This is a genomic window from Chryseobacterium sp. CG10_8, assembly GCF_058117085.1.
Genome location: NZ_JBYVEB010000007.1, coordinates 13,943 through 34,313, shown reverse-complemented (window position 1 = coordinate 34,313; position 20,371 = coordinate 13,943). Strand labels below are relative to the sequence as shown.

Genomic DNA, 20,371 nt, shown 5'->3' with positions numbered 1-20,371 from the left:
GTTTAGTTTAATATTCAAAAAACCAGAATAATTTTTTAGTCTCTATATTTGATTTTGGTATCATCTCTAAACTATGGTTCATGGATATTTTCCAAAATTTCTTTTATTTTAGTAATCTTTCTTTTCTTGGAGGAGACGATTATCTTGTTAATCAATCTCAACATATTGTTTACTATTAAGTAAAAATGGTTGCCAGATTTCCTCTTGATGAGAAATGAAAAAATATTCAACGTTATTGATTCTTAATATAGGATTAAAGTTGGCTTCCTCCGAGATATTTATATTAAAGCTGTACTTTCCCTTAGAAAGCTGAAGGCGTAAATGAGTTAATACGATTTTAAACTCCTGTTGTGGGGTCAAAGTTTCTTTACCACTTTCAAATTGGAATATTGCAAGTCCTCTCTGTTCCTTATCAAATATTGAGAGGATAATATGTGGTATTTGCTTGAGTTTCAAATTTTTAAATGTCATTTCAACCGTAAGGTCATCTAACCAGTTAAAGTCGCTGGTATACTCATTTCTTTGATTTCTCATTTTCAAATCAATAAGTTCTAAGCTGCCATCGTCAAAAATTGTATTTTTATCACTATTCGAAAACTTTTTATAATATTGGTCTATTCCTTTTGCAACGTTATTACCTTGATATACAACTTTCCCATGGTCCATTAAGATAATTTGGTTACAGATTCGGGAAACCATTGGCATATTATGTGAAACAAAAATCACTGCTGTATTTGGTAAAAGTTCATCAATTTTTTTGAAACATTTCAACACAAATCCTAAATCTCCAACTGCTAAAACTTCGTCAATAATTAGAATGTCAGGCTCCATATGAGCCGCAATGGCAAATCCAAGCCTCACTTTCATTCCAGAAGAGTAGTTTTTCACTGGAGTGTCAAGGAATTCTTCGATTTCTGAAAAAGCAATGATGGAGTCCATTTTTTCTTCTACTTCTTCTCTTGTAAATCCTAATATAGCAGCGTTGTTATAAATATTTTCCCGCCCTGTAAGAATGGGTGTAAAGCCAGCACCCAATTCAATGAGAGCGCCAATCTTTCCTTTCATGGTTATTTGTCCTTTGTCAGGAGCGTATAACCCATTGAGTACTTTTAGTAAAGTGCTTTTTCCCGCACCATTATGACCAATCAGACCAATGCATTCTCCTCGTCTTAGTTCGAAACTTACATCATTGACTGCCCAAAATTCTTTTTCTCGAAGTTCCTTATTGGTTTTGAGCCCAAAAGAACTTCTGATAATGTCTATGGCTCCGTATTTTAAAGACTTTTTGAGGTCGTAACTAAATTTTTTTGATACACTTTGTACCTTTACCAATACTTCTTTTTCCATAGTTAAGATACTTTTTCAATAATGATAGGCATTGATTTTCTAAAGATAACCAGTCCTACAACTAATAATATTAAACTGAGAAAAGCAAGCGCCAAAACATAAGTAAGATGTTGGACTTCAAAACCTGTGAGACTATTTCGTGTACCATTGATGAGATGGGTCAAAGGGTTGATTTCAAAAATATTCTTGAAAAAACCAGTCTGTGGCGCCATATAAACAATTGGGGTGACATACATTGCAAATCCACTGGCCATTCCGATTATTTTGTTAATATCTGGATACAGCAGCCCAATTGGAGCAATAAAGATTCCTATTGAAAAAGCGAGTAACATAATTGCACCTAAATATATTGGGAAATAGACGATTGTGTGAGTTGGTATAATTCCAAAAAACACCAATAAAATTGCTATGAGGATTAGTTTTATAATTAGGTTAAAAATAGTCTTATATAAGCTACTGATGAGTAAAGCCTCTTTTGGAAAGTTTATCTTAGATATAATACTTGCTCCAGAATTAATGGCGGCTATAGGGTTTTGTAGGCACTCTAGAAATACGCTCCAAAGCATTGTTCCAATCACGACAAACAAAGCATAAGGGACTTGAGGTTCGCTAATATTGATTGTTCCTGATTTTTTAAGAAAAATCCAAACTAGAGAGTTGGCAATTACGGGAGCAAACGCCCAAAAAAATCCTAGGAGTGATTGTCTATATTGAGCTTGGATATTCCTTTTGGCAATTTGAAAGGCAAGGAAGTTAGATTTTCTGATATCATGATACATCTCCTTCAGCTCTTTGAAGAAGTGAGTACGCTTATCAGATGTATATACAACGGTTTTCAATATTAAATTTTTTGAGTGTACAAAGATAATAATATTAAGGGATTAATGTTGAGATGAGAATGTCAACGACTAGTTTTTGTAAAAAGCAGAAAGTTTTGCTTTCATTTCTTCAGAGATCCCTTCCTTGTATTCTCTTTTGTTTCGTGGTTCTTTATCAATTTTTATACCGTTAAAATCTCGTACACCCAAAAAAGCAGAAATTGTGTTGAGAACCTTTGTCTGATCCTGCTTTAGGTCATCGAATTGTAAAATCAAAAATTGCTCTTTTGGAAAAAATTGATACCAGGTTTCTAGTTGTTGTTGGTAGAGTCCTTTTCTTAATAGTGTAAACGACTCGTCCCATTGTGGATTTTCAATTCCTTCTTCAATCCTTTTCAACTCTTCATTAACCATTTCTTCGAAACTCATGAATTGTCCCTCACTTTCATACCTTAGCAAATGTTCTTGATGAAAGCCACCTATTTTCTTTTGTTCCAAATAATTTAGTTTAAACATATTGTACGCCGAGAAAGCTCTGTCAATAGGGTCACGAAGAATAACGACAAACTTCAAATCCGGTTTTAGGGTCTTCAAAGTTTTTGGGAGTTCTTTATTGAACAGATAATTAGGTGTAGATTCGAAAAGAAGTTTTTTTCTTCCGAAATAGAATCTTCTAAAGTGATTTTTATACCATTTCAATCCCTTCTCATTTACTTTTTTATTATCGAAAAAATGGATTTCTTTTGGATGTGAACCTTGGAAATCAGGGTGATATTTCAGATAAGAATCAATTGATGTAGTTCCTGCTTTTTGCGCTCCCAAAATGTAAAAATCTGGCAGAGAGGGGTAAGTCAAGATTTTTTTAATTTGTTTTCTGAAATTCATTTTAAAGAGGATAAAGCTTTATTTTCAATTCTAGCTAAAAGAATCGATGTTATTAGAATAGGGATATATAATCTTACTTCGTACATAATTCCGCCATATAAGCACATTAAGATGTAGGGTAATGATAAGAGATGAAAAATAATGATGTTTCTTTTTGTCTGTTTGTCTTTGGAAATAAAAAGACTGAATATAAAAAAGGTGAACCAAAATAATATTCCCAAAATATTTTTTGGCATCTTCAAGTTTTCCTGAAGCAAGTTGCCATCGTTGGTTGCAAAACTTTGCATGCCTAGGCGAAGTCCTAAATAAACGCTTAAAAATGAAATCGTCAATACTCCCACTATGATTAAAAATTGCTTTTTGAAACCAGTTTTCTGATGAAGTAAGGTTGCAGCTAAGGCAATTGAAAGGGCAGAGGTTTCTCTATTAAATGTTGAAATGACCATGATTATTGCTAAAGCAGCAAGTGTCATTACTGACCAATGGTTCATTAATTTTAGAAAAACCCAAAAGAACAACAATAAAAAGAAAATTCCCGAATTATCGTAAGGAGACATGGAAAATTGGGTGAGCGCCATTGAAAATATCCCGATAGCAACAATCAATATTTTTTCCGCATGAGTAGCCACAAAATATTTACTTTCAGCTATTAGCATCATCAAAACTGCTGAAAGAACAGCGAACATCGTATTGAGAAGATAAAAGGAAAGATACATCTGTGGTTCTGCATTTTTATCAAAGAACTTGAATTTGAAAACTGTATAATTCAAATCCAGAGTTCCCAGAGTTTCATAGATCCATGTGAGAAAGTATCCACTTAAGATGCGATACTGATATACTCCAGATTGAAATTGCTCCTGAAATTGGGTATAGCTAAAAATGTTAGATGAATAAGTATTTCCAAATCCAAAATACACAAAAGTATTGACCATAAAAGCCAATACCGCTGCGAATATAATATTGATGTAGAGTTTTCTTTGCAATGTGAAAAGTTATTGTGCCTTTAAGAACTTTTACTTTAGGATGCTTCTCAAGTAATCACCATAACCACTTTTTCCATATTTTTCTGCTGATTTCAGAAGCTCTTCTTGATTGATAAATCCTTTCTTATAAGCAATTTCTTCAATACAAGAGATTTTGAATCCTTGTCGCTTTTCCAAGACTTTTACAAATTCCGAAGCTTCATGTAAGGAATCAAAAGTTCCCGTATCTAGCCAGGCTGTCCCACGTGACATAACACCAACTTCGAGATTTCCTTTTTCCAAATATATTTTATTGATATCGGTAATTTCAAGTTCGCCTCTTGGAGAAGGCTTTAGATTTTTAGCATATTCTACAACAGAGTTGTCATAGAAGTACAATCCAGGAACCGCAAAATTAGATTTTGGATTTGTAGGTTTTTCTTCTATAGAAATTGCTTTGTTATTTTCGTCAAAAGCAACCACGCCATACCTTTCTGGATCAGAAACTTGGTATGCAAATACACATCCGCCGTCAACATTTGTTTTACTTTCCAGCAATTGTGGTAATCCAGTTCCATAGAATATATTGTCACCTAAAACCAATGCGACTGAGTCGTCACCTATGAATTCTTCTCCTAAAATAAAGGCTTGAGCTAGTCCATCTGGGCTTGGTTGAACTTTGTATTCGAACTTGCACCCGATTTGTGATCCGTCTCCCAATAATTTCTTAAATGGTTCTTGATCATGAGGAGTTGTGATAATTAAGATTTCACGGATTCCCGCCAAAAGCAATGTTGATAAAGGATAGTAGATCATTGGTTTATCGTAGATGGGCATCAACTGTTTGCTGACAGCAATAGTCAATGGGTACAATCTTGTTCCTGATCCGCCCGCTAATACAATTCCTTTCATAACTAATCTGTGCTAAAAATTTATTTTTCTTTTTTGAAAGACTACAAAATTACGCAAAAAATTATAGAGATTAGTTTTAATTAAAATCAAAACCATATTTAATTTTTCTCAAGACTATTTGGTAAAGTTGAAGGTTTTGTACATCAAAAGTGCTTAGTTGTCATTATCTTTGTTACTTACTTTTGAAAAATGCAATTCAACCTTCAGTCAGAATATACACCAACCGGAGATCAGCCTCAAGCGATAGATAGGCTCACCAACGGAATTGAGGTGGGCGAGAAATATCAAACCTTGCTCGGGGTTACAGGTTCAGGTAAGACCTTTACCATTGCCAATGTGGTACAAAATATCCAAAGACCCACTATTGTTTTAGCACATAATAAAACTTTGGCGGCGCAATTGTTTATGGAGTTCAAGGAGTTTTTTCCTGACAATGCAGTGGAGTATTTTGTGTCTTATTACGACTATTATCAACCTGAAGCCTATATTGCGAGTACCGGAACTTATATCGAAAAAGATCTGAGTATTAACGAAGAAGTAGAAAAATTGAGATTATCTGCGACAGCCAGTTTACTTTCTGGTAGGAGGGATGTGTTGATTGTTGCATCGGTTTCATGCATTTACGGTATTGGTAACCCGAATGAGTTTCATAAGTCTTTGATTACTATAGAAATTGGCGAAAAAGTTACAAGGACTGCATTACTTCATTCTTTGGTTAATGCGTTGTATGCGAGAACGTTAAATGAGTTTCAGCGTGGTACGTTTCGTGTGAAAGGAGATGTGATTGATGTATTTCCTGCCTATGCAGATAATGCGATTAGGATTCAGTTTTTTGGGGATGAAATCGAAAAAATTCAAACTTTTGATCCTGTTTCGGGGAATGTGATGGCCAATTTCGACCAAATTCAAATTTATCCAGCCAATCTTTTTGTAACTTCTAAAGAAACCTTGAATGGAGCGATTCGTGACATTCAAGATGATATGGTCAAACAAGTTGAGTTTTTTCAATCGGTTGAAAAACCTTTGGAAGCTAAACGTTTGCAGGAAAGAACTGAACTCGATTTAGAAATGATAAAAGAGCTGGGTTATTGTTCTGGGATCGAAAACTATTCTCGCTATTTAGACGGAAGAGAACCAGGTTCGAGACCATTCTGTCTTTTAGATTATTTCCCGAAAGATTACTTAATGGTGATTGATGAGTCTCACGTAACGATTCCGCAGGTTCACGCGATGTACGGTGGAGACCGAAGCCGAAAAGAAGCTTTGGTGGAATATGGATTCCGACTTCCAGCTGCGATGGATAACCGACCTTTGAAGTTTCCAGAATTTGAAGGAATGCAAAATCAAGTGATTTATGTTTCTGCAACACCTGCTGATTATGAGCTTGAAAGAACTAAAGGAGAATATGTGGAGCAAATTATTCGTCCAACGGGACTTTTAGACCCGATTATTGAAGTAAGACCAACATTGAATCAGATTGATGATTTAATTGAAGAAATTCAGAAAAGGACAGAGGAAGATGAGCGTGTTTTGGTGACGACTTTAACCAAAAAAATGGCAGAAGAACTCACGAAATATTTTACCAAATTTGGAATCAGATGCCGATATATTCATTCGGATGTGGAGACCTTGGAAAGAATCCAGATTATGCAGGATTTAAGAACTGGATTATTCGATGTCTTGATTGGGGTCAATCTTTTAAGGGAAGGACTCGATTTGCCGGAAGTTTCATTGGTAGCAATTTTAGATGCCGATAAAGAAGGGATGTTGCGTTCTCGCCGTTCGATGATTCAAACGGTGGGAAGGGCTGCGAGAAATATCAATGGTAAAGCGATTATGTATGCAGATAAAATGACGAAAAGTATGCAGGCAGCAATTGATGAAACGGCGTATCGTAGAGAAAAACAACAAAGGTATAATGAAGAACATGGCAAAACACCACAACCTTTGAACAAGAAAATTTCTGAATCTTTAGTCGGAAGAAGCAAGGATTTTCCTGATGAAAGATATACTCAAAAAGACATCATGAAAAAGGTTGCCGAAGAACGAGCTTCTTATGGAACGGAAGATTTGGAAAAATTGATTGCTCAAAAACAAAAAGAAATGGAAGTTGCCGCCAAAAATCTTGATTTTATAAAAGCGGCTAAACTAAGAGATGAAATTGTTGCGCTCAAAAGATAATAATGAGTCTTAAAGAAATTATTTTTCGGGAAAACAACAAAGAATATTGGCTGAAAGTATCGAGAGATATTATTCGGGAGGGGAAGGTTGCTCAATTATTAGAACTTTTTTTTGCTCCAGAGTATTGCACTTCTCAAAGAGCTTCAGCTTATGTTATGACCATTATCGATATTGATAAAAACTTACTTTTGCCCCATTTGGATGCGTTGCTTAATTGTTTATTTCAGACTCCAACCAAAACTCAGAAAAGAAATATTTTAAGATTTTTGCAATTTGTAAAAGTTCCAGAGGTGCATATGGGTCAATTATATTCCACTTGTTGTGATTGTTTGGGTGATTTATCGGAAGCTATTGCAGTTAGAGCTTTTGCGATGAAAGTAGCGTTCGATATTACTCTGATATTCCCTGATTTGAAACCAGAATTAGCCGCCCTAATTCAATTTAATTTGGAACAAAATCCAAGTTCTGGCATTCGGAATAGAGGTTTGAAAGTGTTAAATTTATTAAAGAAATAAGATAAAGTTATTTCCTCAAAGGGTTCAATAATGCTTCGAGTCCATTAATTTTTATTTCGTAGACGGTTGCCAATTGCATCCCAAGTTTGTTTTGGGGGAAGCCTCCTTTTCTCATGAACCATTCGAGGTAGGAGATGGGAAGGTCTGCCAATATTCGGTCTTTATATTTTCCGAATGGCATTTTAACTTCACATATTTCTTGGAGAATTTCTGGTTTTAATCCTTCCATTAGGTCGGGTTTTGTTCGGTTGTAACATCTTCAGGTTCGTCGAAGTCTTCATTGATAGGTAAGCTGTCATCTTCCGAAAACTCATCTCTATAAACTTGAATTAACAAAACGGTCATGGAGACCAAGATAGGACCGAAAACTAATCCGATGAATCCGAATAAATTGATTCCCATGATGATACCAAAAACTGTATTCAGTGGATGGATGTTTTCTAGTTTTTTGAGAAGGGTAAAACGAAGTACATTGTCCGTTAAGCCTACAACAACGGCACAATAAATTAATAGCCCAATTCCACTTGTCATATCTCCTGTTGCGGCCATGTAAATGCAAATAGGGACATAGACGATACCAGCTCCTACAATCGGGATCATCGATGCAAAAGCGGTCAAAGCAAAAAGTAAAAAAGGACTTGGAGCGCCGAAGATGAGGTAGCCAATCAGAGCAACAATGCCTTGGCCTAAGGCTACAACTGGGATACCAACAGCATTAGCGATTACCAGTTTTCTAAATTTTTTGCTGATTAAAGCGATGTTAGACCTTTTAAGCGGAAGAGTATTGCTAACAATTCTTTCGAAGGTTCTAGGTTTTTCCAAAGTAAAGAATAACATGAAAAACATTGCAGCTAGGACAGAAAGAGTATTGAAAGTTCCACTCAGGGCAGTGGTGGAAATCTTTCCTGCGGTGCTTTGTATTTTTTGAATGTTGTCTTTATTAAGGACATCAATTCCTACTTTTTTGTAGATGAATTTTTGAATTTCTTTCAAAAACTCGTTGAGTTGCCCCATGTAAGATTGTGTATCACCGATTTTAGCGATTATCGAATCCGCCATAAAATAGAGCGGAATAATGAGTACAATCATGCAAATGAAAATGATGAATAATGCCGCCCACGCTGGTTTCCATTTTCTTTCTTCTTGAAGTTTGAAATTAAGGTCTCTACTCAAAACATACAATGTCATTGCTCCGAGAATTGCAGGGATAAACATGGAAAGATTGTAGCCAATAAGTCCAATAAGGATAACAATAAGAATCAGCAAAAAAATCTGTTTGATGATATTTCCACTAATCTGAGGTGATTTTTCTGACATGGTCAATGCTTTTTTTCAAAAGTACAAATAATGCACATCTATTTTTAATATTTTAAGATTATTTTTTATCTCTGATTTTGGCAGTTTAGAAATCGGATTTCTAAGGTTGGGGTTTTGTATTGATTTCGCTTTCATCAAAAAAAGACGAATACAAAGTATAGATGACCGCATTGGATATGCCCCATGTCAAAGGCCACAAGAAGATGAAGAATTTGATGGCAAAGGCTAATAATGTACAGATTACAATTACTAAAAAGTGCTTTTTGTATGCATTGATGTTGAGGGGAATAGATTCAAAAATTCTTATATTTTTAAAGTACATCAGTGGACCAGTGAAGAGAGTTAACATGACCCAAAAAAAACCAGGAATAATGACAACAGAAGCTACTCGAAAAACCATAAACCAAAACAGGTAATAACTGGTATATCGAAAGAAATTAAGTCCCATGTATCCGGAAAACAGGTCATTGAGTTCTAATTTTTCCTTCAAATCAATCTTTCGGAATAATTTGTAGAATCCTAGGTTAAGAGGATACAAAAAAATAAGTGTCCCCAAAATGATGTAATTAAAAGTAACCATTTTCGGCTGAGATGCCAGCTTGGTTTGCTCATCAACAAAACCTTTTAAATCTCCGCTTATGTACTTTTGCGACATAACAGTAATATCATCAATGAGGTCTAATTTTACTAATGAAAAATAGTAGACCGTGAATAATATTGAGAAATAGAGTATACTGTAGATAAATTGATAACCCAAAGTCCTACTCCAATAGAAAAAGGATTTTTTAAGGATAAAGTTGACTCCTGGATTCTGCGGATAATCTTGCTGCATTGTTTTGTTTTGGCAAAAGTATGATTAAAAAAATTAATTTTGCAGAATGCTAAAAGACAATTTTCATCCCAATTTCGACGAGATGGACCGGTTATCAGAATCTGGTACTTCCTTTTTCTTTATGATTGATTTTCTTATGGAGCATGTTCTTATTTTCACCGAATCAGAAATTAAGGAATCAGGTTTGTTGATTGATTTTCAGAATTTTAAAACGGTGTCAAAGCAAGATGTTAATCACGCCGAAATCGAATGGAAGTCATTCCCACAAAGTTTAGAAGACTATCAGAAGGGATTTGATATTGTACAGCGGAATTTACATTTAGGCAATTCATACCTTGTTAACTATACTGGAAAAACAAAGGTAGAAACTAACCTTAGTTTGGAAGATATTTTCTATCTTTCGAAAGCCAAATATAAAGTCTGCTTCCCCAATCAATTCGTGTTTTTTTCACCGGAAACGTTCGTTGAAATCGTGGATAATAAGATTTTTACGCATCCCATGAAGGGAACGATTGATGCTGAAATTCCTGATGCACAGGAAAAGTTGAAGAATGACACCAAAGAAAAAGCCGAACATTATACCGTTGTCGATTTGCTAAGGAATGACTTGAGTATGGTTGCGGATGAGGTCAGAGTATTGGAGTTTCAAAGGATGGATTACATCAAAACAAGGCAAAAAAATTTGTTTGCCATGAGTTCGGAGATTACTGGTAATGTAAAACCACAGTTTCAGGGCAAAGTTGGAAGTATTATGAAAACTTTGCTTCCCGCAGGTTCGATTTTGGGTGCGCCAAAACGAAAGACGTTGGAAATAATTCTTGAAGCCGAGAAAGATTCCAGAGATTTTTATACAGGAGTAAGCGGTTGGTTTGATGGTACCAATCTTGATAGTTGCGTAATGATTCGGTTTTTGGAGAAGTCAGGTGATGCATTATATTTCAAAAGTGGAGGAGGAATCACCCATCAAAGCAAGTTAGAAGACGAATACGAAGAATTTAAGAACAAAATATATGTCCCGATTTATTGAAAGTATTAAAGTAGAAAATCAAGAACCCTTCTTGATAGACCTGCACCAAAAGAGATTAGAAGCAACCTTTTCTCATTTTGGGAAGCCTTGCACAATGCAACTGACCTCCATTTTTAAAAAGATGGAGCATGATGAAGATGGGTTGTACAAGTGGAGAATTGTATATGATTTGGATAATAATTACCGAATTCAGATGATTCCTTATGCTTTCCCGGAAATCGAAGGGTTTCAAATTGTGGAGAATAATGGGATTGATTACAGTTTCAAGTACGAAGATCGTAAAGAAATTGATAACATGAAATTGAAGGCCAAGACGGAAGATATTATCATTGTGAAAGATGGAATGGTCACAGATGCCTCTGCGGCTAATCTTCTTTTCTTGAAAGGTGAAAAGTGGTATACGCCATCAACCTATTTATTAAATGGGACTCAAAGACAAAATCTATTGAGTAAAGGTAAAATTACAGAGACCGAAATTTCACTTCAAAATATTAGGGAGTTTTCTCATTTTCAGATTATTAACGCTATGAATACGATGGATAACGATTTTATTTATCCCATCGAAAGAATTGTGAATTTACCACAATCTGCTACAGAGATCGAACTTTAAGATTTCTGATTTTTTTGTTCTAAATTTTTCAAAAACGTATAGAGAAATCAAAATGAATCATTCTTATTTAGCGCTTTTATCGGTTATGTTTCTTACCCAATGTACTAATCCAAAATCAGAATCTCCAATGGCGGCTGCGGAATCAGGTTTTCACCCAACTTCTTTTTCACACTTGCCAAAAGGCTTGAACGAAAGTTCTGGTTTGGAAGTCTATGACGGAAAAATATTTTCGATGAACGACCATGGCGGAAAAGCTGAATTAGTTGTAATGGACATGCAAGGACAGGAGCTTAATAAAATTGAAATTAAAAATGTCAAAAGCAAGGACTGGGAATCTTTAGCCGCTAATTCAACGGAATTTTTTATTGGAGACTTTGGGAATAATTCTGGAGATAGAGATGATTTAACGATTTATCGTTTTCCGCTGTCGGACTTGAGTAAAGATAAAGTGGAAGCGAAGGCCACCCATTTTAAATACGCTGACCAAACAGAGCTGGTTTCTGAAAAAAGAAAAAGTCGATTTGATGGAGAATCACTTATTGCATTGGAAGATGAATTGGTGTTTTTTAGTAAAGATTGGGTAGAAAATTCAACTCAAGTCTATCACATTCCTTTGAATTCGTCAGAGGAAGTCATCAAAATTTCACCTACCGAAAAATTGGAGATTGGGGCGTTAATTACTGGTGCCGATTATGATGCTAAAAATAAACGTTTGGTATTATGCGGTTACAATAATAATGAGCAGAATTTTTTATGGATTTTCGAAGGAGCAACCTCTCAAAAGTTTTTAACTTCTGATTTTAAGAAAATCGATTTATCCGATATTGACGGAGCACAAATTGAGGGCGTGACTTTTTTGGATGAAAACACCGTCCTTTTCTCCACTGAAAAGACAAAAAAATATAAACCGCAAATGTGGACGATTTCTTTGAAGTAAGGAAGTTTTATTTAAAAAATACTAGCAGATTTGGAGAAATTAAGGCGTTCGTGGCAACTTAAAAAATAGAAAAAGGAAACCTTAATCGGTTTCCTTCTTTTTTGAGCTTTTCTTTTTCGAGATCTTTGATTTTATAAATTTCTTTCGCTCTTTTATAAAATCAATACTACTTTGGTTAAAACAGAACTTTTCTGCTTTTTTCAGAAACTCTAAAGCGTTTGAAAAATTTCCTCTTTTTTCTGAAAGTACTGACCTATAATACCAAATCGTAGATTTATCAATCCCTTTTATTCGCAAAGAAAAATTGATTAATTTTTCCGCTTCAAAATAATCCTCGTTATTGATAAGACAAAGTATGTAATACTGAGGCGTATTGATGTTGGTAATATCATTTTGCATCGCCTGTTCAAAATACAATTTGGCTTCTTCGTAATTCCTTAAAATTTCTGAGTGCAATCTTCCCATCAAACATAAGCTGTCTGCGTCTTCAGAGTCGTAAGACAAAGCGTAGTTCAATGCTTCCAAACAATCTGGCAAGTTGTAAGGATAGTTATCCAAAGCCTCAAAATAATATTTGCTTTTAGTAAGTGTCATTGTTTTCCTTTTTTAATTCATTTTTCAGGAAGTTTCTTTGCTTTTTGAAAGATTTATCCTGAGTGTTCTTTTTAAAATCCGTCCCCGTAAATGTCCGAATCGGATTTCCTCTTTGTACCTGCAAATGATGTGTCCATTTTTCCTGCATCTTTTTTTCCATCTCATGGATGTATTGCTGGTTAACTTTTTCTTTCAGTCGAGCAATTGCTAATTTTTTATTCTCCAATTGTGAGCGAGAATCTTGCGCAAAAACACTAATTCCTGTCGGAAGATGTGTTGCTCTAACTGCCGTATTCACTTTGTTGACGTTTTGTCCGCCACTTCCTTGACTTCTTGTGGTTTGAAATTGAATTTCCTTTTCAGAAAAATCAATTGAATTTGGCATTTCGACTTCAAAAACTCCAATAAACCAATTGCTTCGTTTGTGAAGTTTTCGGAAAGTGCTTTTGCCCGTCCAACAAATGCTTCCCAACCATTTTTCTAAAAAGTCAGGAACGGCTTTTCCTTTTAATAGCAACGAAATCGATTTCAACGTGAGGTTTTCGTCTCCATTTTCATGATGAATGATTTCGTAGTCTATTTTCTTATCTTTTGCTTCCTCAAGAAAGACCTTTAGAACTTTGGCAACAACCCATTGACATTCCAAAGGTCCTCTTCCCGAGGTTATTTGAATTAATTTTTCCATTTTGTTTTAAATTCAAGAACCAAGACACAAGATTTAAGACTAATTATTATTGCTTGTGCTTGATTGAATTTTCTGTTTTAATTAAATATAAGTTGAACGCTGTCATTCTGAGCACAGACTGAAGGTCTGCGAACGAAGTTCAAGAGTGAAGTCGAAGAATCTTTTAGAAATCATTGAGATTCCTCCTTCGTCGAAATGACAAGCCGTACTTATTTATAGCAACCAAATTATTTATCCATTCGCACAATTCGTGGTTGAAAGGTTCCCAAAATATCCACCAATTCCGTTTGCGCTTGCATGACTTCATTGATGTTTTTGTAGGCCATCGGTGCTTCTTCGGTACTTCCGCCAATCAGGGTTACCTTCTTCAATTTCAATTCGTTATTGATTTCGTTTTTCGTAAACCTCGAACGACTGTCTCCTCTCGAAAAAGCTCTTCCTGCTCCGTGTGAAGCTGATTTCAATGAATTTGGATTTCCTTTTCCTTTCACAATAAACCCTTTTGCGGTCATCGAACCTGGAATAAGTCCCAACTCATCTTCATGGGCAGGAGTTGCTCCTTTTCTGTGAACCACGACTTTTCTACCGTTATGGATTTCTTTCCAAGCAAAATTGTGATGGTTTTCAATTTTGGCTTTCACTCTTCCACCAACAGCTTTTACCAATCTTCGATGGATGTCGTTGTGACAAGCTGAAGCGTACTCTCCTGCCAAATTCATTGCGGTCCAATATTCTAAACCAAGATGGGTGTCCAAACCGAGCCAAGCAAAATTTTGTGCTTCTTTCGGAAGTGGACATTGCTCTATCGCAATTCTGGAATAGTATTGAGCGATTTCTGCCCCGAATCCTCGGCTTCCACTGTGCGAAAGAATTCCTAAATATTTTCCTTTCGGCAAACCAATTTGTTCGTTGGTTTCGGTAATTTCTACTTCACCAAACTCTACAAAGTGATTTCCACCTCCGGAAGTTCCCATTTGTTTGACGGCTTTCCCTTTCAATCGCTTCAAAATCGGAATTAAATCGAACGTATCTCGCTCAAAAATCTCATGGTCAACATGCATTTTGTGCGTTTCGTTCATTCCGAATTTGGTGTGCTCGATCAAGGCATTTTCAAATTTTCCTTTCGCTCCATCCAAGTAGGTAATCGGGGTATCTAAAATACTAAGCGACATTCTGCAACCAATATCCATCCCAACTCCATAAGGAATCACGGCGTTTTCTACCGCGAGAACTCCGCCAATGGGAAGTCCATAACCGCTGTGTGCATCGGGCATCAAAGCGCCTTGAACGGAAATTGGCAACTTCAAAGCGGTAAACAATTGATGCATGGCTTCGTCACTAATGTCGTTTCCAAATATTTGGTAAGGCGCTCTTTGTGCGTTTAACATTCTTTTCTCCGTTTTGGTCGAATGGATGAGTGCTTCAGCGATTTGACCAAAGCTCAAATCTTTTTCGAACCTTTCAGGATGTTGTAAAATCTCTTTTAAAAGTGACTTTACGTATGCTGTATTTTTTGCGGAAAAGTTTTTCTTCATCACTTCCATTGCGATGTTGATGCTCTGATTTTGAGGGTATCCCAACTTCAGTAAATCTTTTCCTTTTATTTTTAAATTTCCCATTATAAAGATTTTAGAGGTTAGATATGAGAAGGCAGATGAGTTCTAACTGCATATCTTTTTACTTGCCATTCAATTTCTTTTTATTGATGACGTTTTGATTTTGGCTGAGTTTTTAGCCCCGATTGAAACGGCACCCTTTTTCTGCGAAGGCTTTGCAAAAAAGCGAAGGCGAAAAAGATACAGTGGAAAGCGGGATTCAGCTCCTGATAAAATTTTAGAATTTCGGGGAAACTTTAGTTTTGAAATTTTGCGCAAAGAAAAACCCGAAATCTGATGACTTCGGGTTTTGATATTTCATTGTACTGTTCTTCTAAGAAAGTACCAAACCACGAAGCCTCGCCACCATAAGGGGCAAATCTGCTGTTAAATTGCTATTAAATTTGAACATTTTGCTTCGTTTTAATTTGGGTTAAATACTATTTTCGAGTGCAAATATAGAATTATTTTTTAATTCCAGTTTTTTGGGTGATAATTTTTATTGATTCAAAATAAGGAAGTTATGCCAGTATCTTGATGTAAATAAAGTTCAAAAGCTAAGTAGACCCAGTCCAATGACTATTTTGGCTTCCAGAATTGCTTTGATTTTATAAGTGTCATCATTTAGATACAATGCATCTAGAATCCTTTTTGTCAAATTATTATAATAGTCTTTACTCGACTCTGGAATTAAGTCCTAGTGATGTATGATTTTTCTTAATATCAAAAATTTGATTCATACTCCTGCATTGAGTGTGAGCTTCTGATTAAAATATTAGTTTGTTAATTTTTTCCAACCTGTATTTGCACAACCCCAAAAGCCAGATCCGTCTCCAGAGTGAACGATTTCGCCAGGTCGATTGCAGGGTCCGTTTTCAACTATTGATGTCGTTGGTAATGCTTGGGCTCCAACCCTCATGTTACCACCAACATCAAGTTTTTCAGTTGGTTTTTCAGTAAGTCCAATACCATTGTTGCCATCTTCTCCTACATAAATACCTCCAGCTACATCCGAGAATGGATTTAAAGAAAGACCACTTTCATAATTTCCGCCACTTGAAAAAACAAATACAGGCCCTTGACCATAGGAAGGAATTCCATAGGCAGTAACTTCAGCTCCAGTATTCATATGATAATGTTTTAAAAATGCATTTCCATTTTGTTTGTCAACGATTGCGAAATCTGCATGTGTATCATTAAAAGGATAGATTGCTAATGGAAAAGAAGGGGTTGTTCCCACTCCAGACATCACGTAACCGTTATTCATCACCCGAAACAAATGGTTATTGACTCCTGCTCCTTTACCAATTCTGAAAGGAATTATGGTAGATGAAAGTGTTTTGATATCTAAAGGAGCTTCTGGCTGGTTCGTATTAACTCCTACGTTTTTGAATTGCGCATTGGTGAATGCAATTACAGAAAATGAAATTAAAAAGAATATTTTTTTCATCATGTTTTAATTATCAATTTGTTTCCAAGCATTATTTGAACAACCATAAAAATGACCTTGATAATAACCAATTTCACCATTTCTTCCTGAGCAACTTCCTCCATTCGTTATGGCTTCACTTTGTTCCCTTATTCTGATACTTCCTCCAACGTCACCAATTGTAGTTGGTAACCTATCAAGAGAAAATCCAGTATAGGCATTTGAGCCAAAATAAATTCCTGAAGCAGTTAAGTTTGGATTGTAAGGTCTTATAAAGAACCCTCTCTCTACAACATTATTAGCAGCAGTACCTCCAATATCCATAATAAACAATTGTCCTCCATAGTTTCCATTATTTAAAGATCCTCCTCCAAAATATTTAAGATGCCTAAAATTAGGTTTATAGGAGGAAGAACCCACAGTGATTGCTATTGGCTTTTCAATTAATAAATCGTTACCAGATGAAGTGCCTAAAAGATTGATAGTAGAGTTGGGTGTCATTGAATTATTAATGGACATAGTGCCATCATCTAATAGATTGAGCGTCTCTAAAGAACTCTGATTTTGAATTCTAAATGATTTTGTAGCATTAGAATTTCCATTGGATAAAATTGTTAACCTAGCATCTGGTGTATCAGTATTAATACCAACATAATTAGATTGTGCACCAACAGACATTATGCTCATACAAAAAATAAAAAGTATAATTTTTCTTTTAACCATCACTATAAATTGTTAAGTTTTTTCCAGACAATACTTCCTGTGGGAATACCCCCGGAATAAATTTCGGCACATCCTATGAAATTATTATTTACTGAATCAAATGCAATCGTTCCTGGATTCGTACAAGATCCACCTACAACATGGCCTTTATTTTCATCTTGAATACGAATTGATCCATAGAAAAATGCACCAATTCTCTTTGTAGTAAGGTAATTAAGGTTATTAAAATCCACTCGATATGAAGCTATAAATGTTGAACCGTTTTCCGCCACAAATATGCCTGAAGCTGTTCCGGATCCGTGTTGTCCCAAAAACCCTCCATATACTTTATTCGTGTTGTCATAATAAAGAGATTTATTACCATCATTATCAAAATTAATTGTAAAATAGCCAGGGTAGGCGGGATTAAGATCGCCTTGTTTCGGATTGATATAAATGCCCCATCGTTGAGGATTTCCATTGTAAGTGACATTAAAGGCAGCCTTTGAATCCAAAAAGTTGTTATTATCCCCAAAAATTGTTAGTTGTCCAGAAGGTAAAAGTTCGGTTTTTCCGATACTTACATCCCCATTATCAAGACCTGTCATGATTGTTTCATCGTCACTGTTAAGGACGTGAAGAGATTTATTGCTAGAATCATTCGTTAGGGTAACAATATCCAAAGCAGCTTCAGGTGTAGTAGTTCCAATTCCTACCTTTTGTGCGCTAGATAGATTGAAAACTAAGATTAAAATAAAAACAATTTTTTTCATAATTTATGTTTTTTTTTGCAACAAAAAACATGCCAAAAAACATGCCAAAAAACATGCTTATTATTTTTTGTAATATTTAATTCAGTTTAATTTTTTATCTGATTAACGTTTCATCAGAGATTCTAAAATCTCTACCGCAGATTTTGGCAAATTGGTTCCAGGGCCGAAGATGAAATCGGCGCCGTTGGCGTAAAGAAAATCATAATCTTGTTGAGGAATCACTCCTCCCACCACAATTTCGATATCGTTGGCTCCTAACTTTTTGAGTTCTTCCACCACTTGCGGAACAAGCGTTTTGTGTCCTGCAGCCAATGAAGAAATCCCCAAAATATGAATGTCATTTTCCACCGCTTGTTTCGCCACTTCTTCTGGCGTTTGGAACAATGGCGCAACATCCACATCAAAACCCATATCGGCAAATGCAGTGGCAACCACTTTCGCACCTCTGTCGTGTCCGTCTTGACCCATTTTGGCGACCATAATTCGGGGGCGTCGACCTTCTTCATCTTCAAATTTTTGGGTTAAAGCAACGGCTTTTTCAAAGTATTCATTTTTACTGGCATTCATGGCATAAACTCCTGAAATGGTTTTAATATTGGCTTTATAACGCCCGAACTCACTTTCCAAAGCATCGGAAATTTCGCCCAAAGTGGCTCTTCTTCGAGCTGCTTCGATACTTAATTCGAGCAAATTTTTGTCGTGGTTTTTCGCCGCAAATCGCAATTCTTCCAAGATTTCAGAAACAGCTTGGTTATTGCGTTCAGCTTTGATGCGGTTCAACCTTTCAATTTGTTTTCGGCGAACTTCGGTGTTATCGATGTCTAGAATTTCAATTTCTTGTTGTTTAAGATTGGATTTAAACGAATTCACTCCGATGATAAATTCTTCACCACTATCGATTTTGGCTTGCTTTTTAGCAGCCGCTTCTTCAATCCTCATTTTTGGGATTCCAGCTTCGATGGCTTTGGTCATTCCGCCTTCTTGCTCTACTTCATCAATAAATTTCATGGCTTCTTCAATCATCTGCTGCGTCAGACTTTCCACCAAATGACTGCCTCCCATTGGGTCTACGACATCACAAATGCCACTTTCTTGTTGCAAAATAATCTGCGTGTTTCTTGCAATTTTTGCCGAATAATCAGTCGGTAAAGCAATGGCTTCATCCAATGCATTGGTGTGTAAAGATTGGGTTCCTCCTAAAGCCGAAGATAGCGCTTCGATGGTGGTTCGGGTAATATTATTGAATGGCTCTTGTTCGGTCAAACTCCAACCCGAAGTTTGAGAATGTGTTCTTAACGCTAAAGATTTGGGATTCTGCGGATTGAATTTTGAAAGCAAATCTGCCCAAATATATCGTGCGGCTCTCATTTTGGCAATTTCCATGAAATGATTCATTCCAATAGCCCAGAAAAAGGATAATCTCGGCGCAAAATCATCGATTTTCATCCCAGCTTTGATGCCTGTTCGCACATATTCGACTCCATCAGCAAGCGTATAAGCCATCTCCAACACCGGAGTAGCTCCCGCTTCCTGCATGTGATAACCCGAAATAGAAATGGAATTAAATTTCGGAATATGCTGAGACGTGTATTCAAAAATATCAGAAATAATTTTCATGGAGGGTGCAGGTGGATAAATGTAGGTGTTCCGTACCATAAATTCCTTCAAAATATCATTCTGAATCGTTCCGGAAAGCTGCTCTTGAGCAACTCCTTGTTCTTCTGCAGCAACGATATAAAAAGCCAAAATGGGTAAAACTGCGCCATTCATGGTCATCGAAACCGAGATTTGATCCAAAGGAATTTGATTGAATAAAATCTTCATATCCTCAACAGAATCTATGGCAACTCCTGCTTTTCCAACATCGCCAACAACTCTTTCGTGATCCGAATCATAACCTCTGTGCGTAGCCAAATCAAATGCCACCGAAAGTCCTTTTTGTCCCGCTGCTAAATTTCTTCTATAAAAAGCGTTGGATTCTTCGGCAGTAGAAAAACCTGCGTATTGACGTATTGTCCATGGCTTCTGAACATACATGGTTGAGTAAGGCCCCCTTAAATAAGGTGCAATTCCTGCGGAATGTTCTGCAATCGACTTGTCTTTTATATCACTTTCGCTGTAAGACGATTTCATTTCGAGACCATCTTTTTCGAAGGTGTAATTCTCTGAATTAGAGCTGAATGTTAGGTTTTTAAAATCTGGATTCTGATTGTGAATTTTTTGGCGCATTATTCCTTGAATTAAAGTAGT

20 protein-coding genes are annotated in these 20,371 nt (G+C 36.0%); 5 read left to right on the top strand and 15 right to left on the bottom strand.

All coding sequences use genetic code 11. The features are described from left to right. Positions 1-147: 147 nt before the first annotated feature. The 5 genes from AC4AGG_RS02580 to rfbA form a co-directional block, all read right to left on the bottom strand. Entirely contained in the window at positions 148-1,347 is a 1,200-nt protein-coding gene (locus AC4AGG_RS02580) for an ABC transporter ATP-binding protein (protein ID WP_489770418.1), read from the bottom strand. 2 nt (positions 1,348-1,349) lie between these two features. After that, entirely contained in the window at positions 1,350-2,186 is an 837-nt protein-coding gene (locus AC4AGG_RS02575; protein WP_489770417.1) for an ABC transporter permease, read from the bottom strand. Between the two features lie 69 nt (positions 2,187-2,255). After that, positions 2,256-3,050, bottom strand: a complete 795-nt coding sequence (locus AC4AGG_RS02570) for a sulfotransferase family protein (protein WP_489770416.1) — start codon at positions 3,048-3,050, stop codon at positions 2,256-2,258. Then, entirely contained in the window at positions 3,047-4,033 is a 987-nt protein-coding gene (locus AC4AGG_RS02565; protein ID WP_489770415.1) for a hypothetical protein, read from the bottom strand. Before AC4AGG_RS02565 ends, AC4AGG_RS02570 begins: the two co-directional genes overlap by 4 nt. Positions 4,034-4,063: 30 nt before the next feature. Beyond that, positions 4,064-4,924 (bottom strand): glucose-1-phosphate thymidylyltransferase RfbA, encoded by an 861-nt coding sequence (gene rfbA / locus AC4AGG_RS02560; protein ID WP_489770414.1) that lies wholly within the window; start codon positions 4,922-4,924, stop codon positions 4,064-4,066. A 189-nt stretch (positions 4,925-5,113) separates the two neighbouring features. Between rfbA and uvrB the strand changes: the two genes are divergently transcribed. Both uvrB and AC4AGG_RS02550 read left to right on the top strand, forming a co-directional pair. Next, entirely contained in the window at positions 5,114-7,105 is a 1,992-nt protein-coding gene (gene uvrB, locus AC4AGG_RS02555) for an excinuclease ABC subunit UvrB (RefSeq protein ID WP_489770413.1), read from the top strand. 2 nt (positions 7,106-7,107) lie between these two features. Continuing rightward, positions 7,108-7,620: a hypothetical protein gene (locus tag AC4AGG_RS02550; protein WP_489770412.1), complete on the top strand. Its 513-nt coding sequence runs from the start codon at positions 7,108-7,110 to the stop codon at positions 7,618-7,620. Between the two features lie 7 nt (positions 7,621-7,627). Here AC4AGG_RS02550 and AC4AGG_RS02545 read toward each other — a convergent pair whose 3' ends face one another. From AC4AGG_RS02545 to AC4AGG_RS02535, 3 genes are all read right to left on the bottom strand, one after another. Beyond that, positions 7,628-7,849: a DUF3820 family protein gene (locus AC4AGG_RS02545; RefSeq protein ID WP_489770411.1), complete on the bottom strand. Its 222-nt coding sequence runs from the start codon at positions 7,847-7,849 to the stop codon at positions 7,628-7,630. Then, positions 7,849-8,937 carry an AI-2E family transporter gene (locus tag AC4AGG_RS02540; RefSeq protein WP_489770410.1) on the bottom strand — a complete coding sequence of 363 codons (1,089 nt, stop codon included), beginning with the start codon at positions 8,935-8,937 and terminating at the stop codon, positions 7,849-7,851. The genes AC4AGG_RS02545 and AC4AGG_RS02540 overlap by 1 nt, the downstream gene beginning before the upstream one ends. A gap of 100 nt (positions 8,938-9,037) precedes the next feature. Further along, complete coding sequence (locus tag AC4AGG_RS02535; RefSeq protein ID WP_489770409.1) at positions 9,038-9,769, bottom strand: hypothetical protein; 732 nt, start codon at positions 9,767-9,769, stop codon at positions 9,038-9,040. Positions 9,770-9,815: 46 nt separating this feature from the next. Here AC4AGG_RS02535 and AC4AGG_RS02530 point away from each other — a divergent pair, with 46 nt between their 5' ends. From AC4AGG_RS02530 to AC4AGG_RS02520, 3 genes are read left to right on the top strand one after another with little or no spacing between them, the layout of a single operon-like run. Beyond that, the gene (locus AC4AGG_RS02530; RefSeq protein ID WP_489770408.1) at positions 9,816-10,796 is read left to right on the top strand and encodes an aminodeoxychorismate synthase component I; all 981 of its coding nucleotides are present in this window, start codon (positions 9,816-9,818) and stop codon (positions 10,794-10,796) included. Continuing rightward, on the top strand, positions 10,780-11,406 hold the full coding sequence (locus AC4AGG_RS02525; protein ID WP_489770407.1) for an aminotransferase class IV: 627 nt from the start codon (positions 10,780-10,782) through the stop codon (positions 11,404-11,406). The genes AC4AGG_RS02530 and AC4AGG_RS02525 overlap by 17 nt, the downstream gene beginning before the upstream one ends. 52 nt (positions 11,407-11,458) lie before the next feature. Beyond that, positions 11,459-12,343 carry a hypothetical protein gene (locus tag AC4AGG_RS02520; RefSeq protein ID WP_489770406.1) on the top strand — a complete coding sequence of 295 codons (885 nt, stop codon included), beginning with the start codon at positions 11,459-11,461 and terminating at the stop codon, positions 12,341-12,343. An 81-nt stretch (positions 12,344-12,424) separates the two neighbouring features. On the opposite strand, the gene AC4AGG_RS02515 is transcribed toward AC4AGG_RS02520, so the two are convergent. The 7 genes from AC4AGG_RS02515 to scpA all read right to left on the bottom strand — a co-directional run bounded on the left by AC4AGG_RS02515 (position 12,425) and on the right by scpA (position 20,350). Beyond that, entirely contained in the window at positions 12,425-12,937 is a 513-nt protein-coding gene (locus tag AC4AGG_RS02515; RefSeq protein WP_489770405.1) for a tetratricopeptide repeat protein, read from the bottom strand. Beyond that, the gene (gene prfH / locus AC4AGG_RS02510; protein ID WP_489770404.1) at positions 12,924-13,622 is read right to left on the bottom strand and encodes a peptide chain release factor H; all 699 of its coding nucleotides are present in this window, start codon (positions 13,620-13,622) and stop codon (positions 12,924-12,926) included. The genes AC4AGG_RS02515 and prfH overlap by 14 nt, the downstream gene beginning before the upstream one ends. Positions 13,623-13,849: 227 nt before the next feature. After that, positions 13,850-15,241 carry an RtcB family protein gene (locus tag AC4AGG_RS02505; protein ID WP_489770403.1) on the bottom strand — a complete coding sequence of 464 codons (1,392 nt, stop codon included), beginning with the start codon at positions 15,239-15,241 and terminating at the stop codon, positions 13,850-13,852. 751 nt (positions 15,242-15,992) lie between these two features. Next, positions 15,993-16,670: a hypothetical protein gene (locus AC4AGG_RS02500; RefSeq protein ID WP_489770402.1), complete on the bottom strand. Its 678-nt coding sequence runs from the start codon at positions 16,668-16,670 to the stop codon at positions 15,993-15,995. A gap of 3 nt (positions 16,671-16,673) precedes the next feature. After that, a complete protein-coding gene (locus tag AC4AGG_RS02495; RefSeq protein ID WP_489770401.1) occupies positions 16,674-17,333 on the bottom strand; it encodes a hypothetical protein in 660 nt (219 codons plus the stop codon). 38 nt (positions 17,334-17,371) lie between these two features. Next, positions 17,372-18,121, bottom strand: a complete 750-nt coding sequence (locus tag AC4AGG_RS02490) for a hypothetical protein (RefSeq protein WP_489770400.1) — start codon at positions 18,119-18,121, stop codon at positions 17,372-17,374. Positions 18,122-18,223: 102 nt separating this feature from the next. Further along, the gene (gene scpA / locus AC4AGG_RS02485; protein WP_489770399.1) at positions 18,224-20,350 is read right to left on the bottom strand and encodes a methylmalonyl-CoA mutase; all 2,127 of its coding nucleotides are present in this window, start codon (positions 20,348-20,350) and stop codon (positions 18,224-18,226) included. Positions 20,351-20,371: the final 21 nt, after the last annotated feature.

What these genes read in the sequence shown, in the direction of transcription:
- AC4AGG_RS02580 (WP_489770418.1), bottom strand. Translation starts at nt 1,347, where the DNA reads ATGGAAAAAGAAGTATTGGTAAAGGTACAAAGTGTATCAAAAAAATTT.
- AC4AGG_RS02570 (WP_489770416.1), bottom strand. Translation starts at nt 3,050, where the DNA reads ATGAATTTCAGAAAACAAATTAAAAAAATCTTGACTTACCCCTCTCTG.
- rfbA (WP_489770414.1), bottom strand. Translation starts at nt 4,924, where the DNA reads ATGAAAGGAATTGTATTAGCGGGCGGATCAGGAACAAGATTGTACCCA.
- uvrB (WP_489770413.1), top strand. Translation starts at nt 5,114, where the DNA reads ATGCAATTCAACCTTCAGTCAGAATATACACCAACCGGAGATCAGCCT.
- AC4AGG_RS02550 (WP_489770412.1), top strand. Translation starts at nt 7,108, where the DNA reads ATGAGTCTTAAAGAAATTATTTTTCGGGAAAACAACAAAGAATATTGG.
- AC4AGG_RS02545 (WP_489770411.1), bottom strand. Translation starts at nt 7,849, where the DNA reads ATGGAAGGATTAAAACCAGAAATTCTCCAAGAAATATGTGAAGTTAAA.
- AC4AGG_RS02540 (WP_489770410.1), bottom strand. Translation starts at nt 8,937, where the DNA reads ATGTCAGAAAAATCACCTCAGATTAGTGGAAATATCATCAAACAGATT.
- AC4AGG_RS02535 (WP_489770409.1), bottom strand. Translation starts at nt 9,769, where the DNA reads ATGCAGCAAGATTATCCGCAGAATCCAGGAGTCAACTTTATCCTTAAA.
- AC4AGG_RS02530 (WP_489770408.1), top strand. Translation starts at nt 9,816, where the DNA reads ATGCTAAAAGACAATTTTCATCCCAATTTCGACGAGATGGACCGGTTA.
- AC4AGG_RS02525 (WP_489770407.1), top strand. Translation starts at nt 10,780, where the DNA reads ATGTCCCGATTTATTGAAAGTATTAAAGTAGAAAATCAAGAACCCTTC.
- AC4AGG_RS02520 (WP_489770406.1), top strand. Translation starts at nt 11,459, where the DNA reads ATGAATCATTCTTATTTAGCGCTTTTATCGGTTATGTTTCTTACCCAA.
- AC4AGG_RS02515 (WP_489770405.1), bottom strand. Translation starts at nt 12,937, where the DNA reads ATGACACTTACTAAAAGCAAATATTATTTTGAGGCTTTGGATAACTAT.
- prfH (WP_489770404.1), bottom strand. Translation starts at nt 13,622, where the DNA reads ATGGAAAAATTAATTCAAATAACCTCGGGAAGAGGACCTTTGGAATGT.
- AC4AGG_RS02505 (WP_489770403.1), bottom strand. Translation starts at nt 15,241, where the DNA reads ATGGGAAATTTAAAAATAAAAGGAAAAGATTTACTGAAGTTGGGATAC.
- AC4AGG_RS02500 (WP_489770402.1), bottom strand. Translation starts at nt 16,670, where the DNA reads ATGATGAAAAAAATATTCTTTTTAATTTCATTTTCTGTAATTGCATTC.
- AC4AGG_RS02495 (WP_489770401.1), bottom strand. Translation starts at nt 17,333, where the DNA reads ATGAGCATAATGTCTGTTGGTGCACAATCTAATTATGTTGGTATTAAT.
- AC4AGG_RS02490 (WP_489770400.1), bottom strand. Translation starts at nt 18,121, where the DNA reads ATGAAAAAAATTGTTTTTATTTTAATCTTAGTTTTCAATCTATCTAGC.
- scpA (WP_489770399.1), bottom strand. Translation starts at nt 20,350, where the DNA reads ATGCGCCAAAAAATTCACAATCAGAATCCAGATTTTAAAAACCTAACA.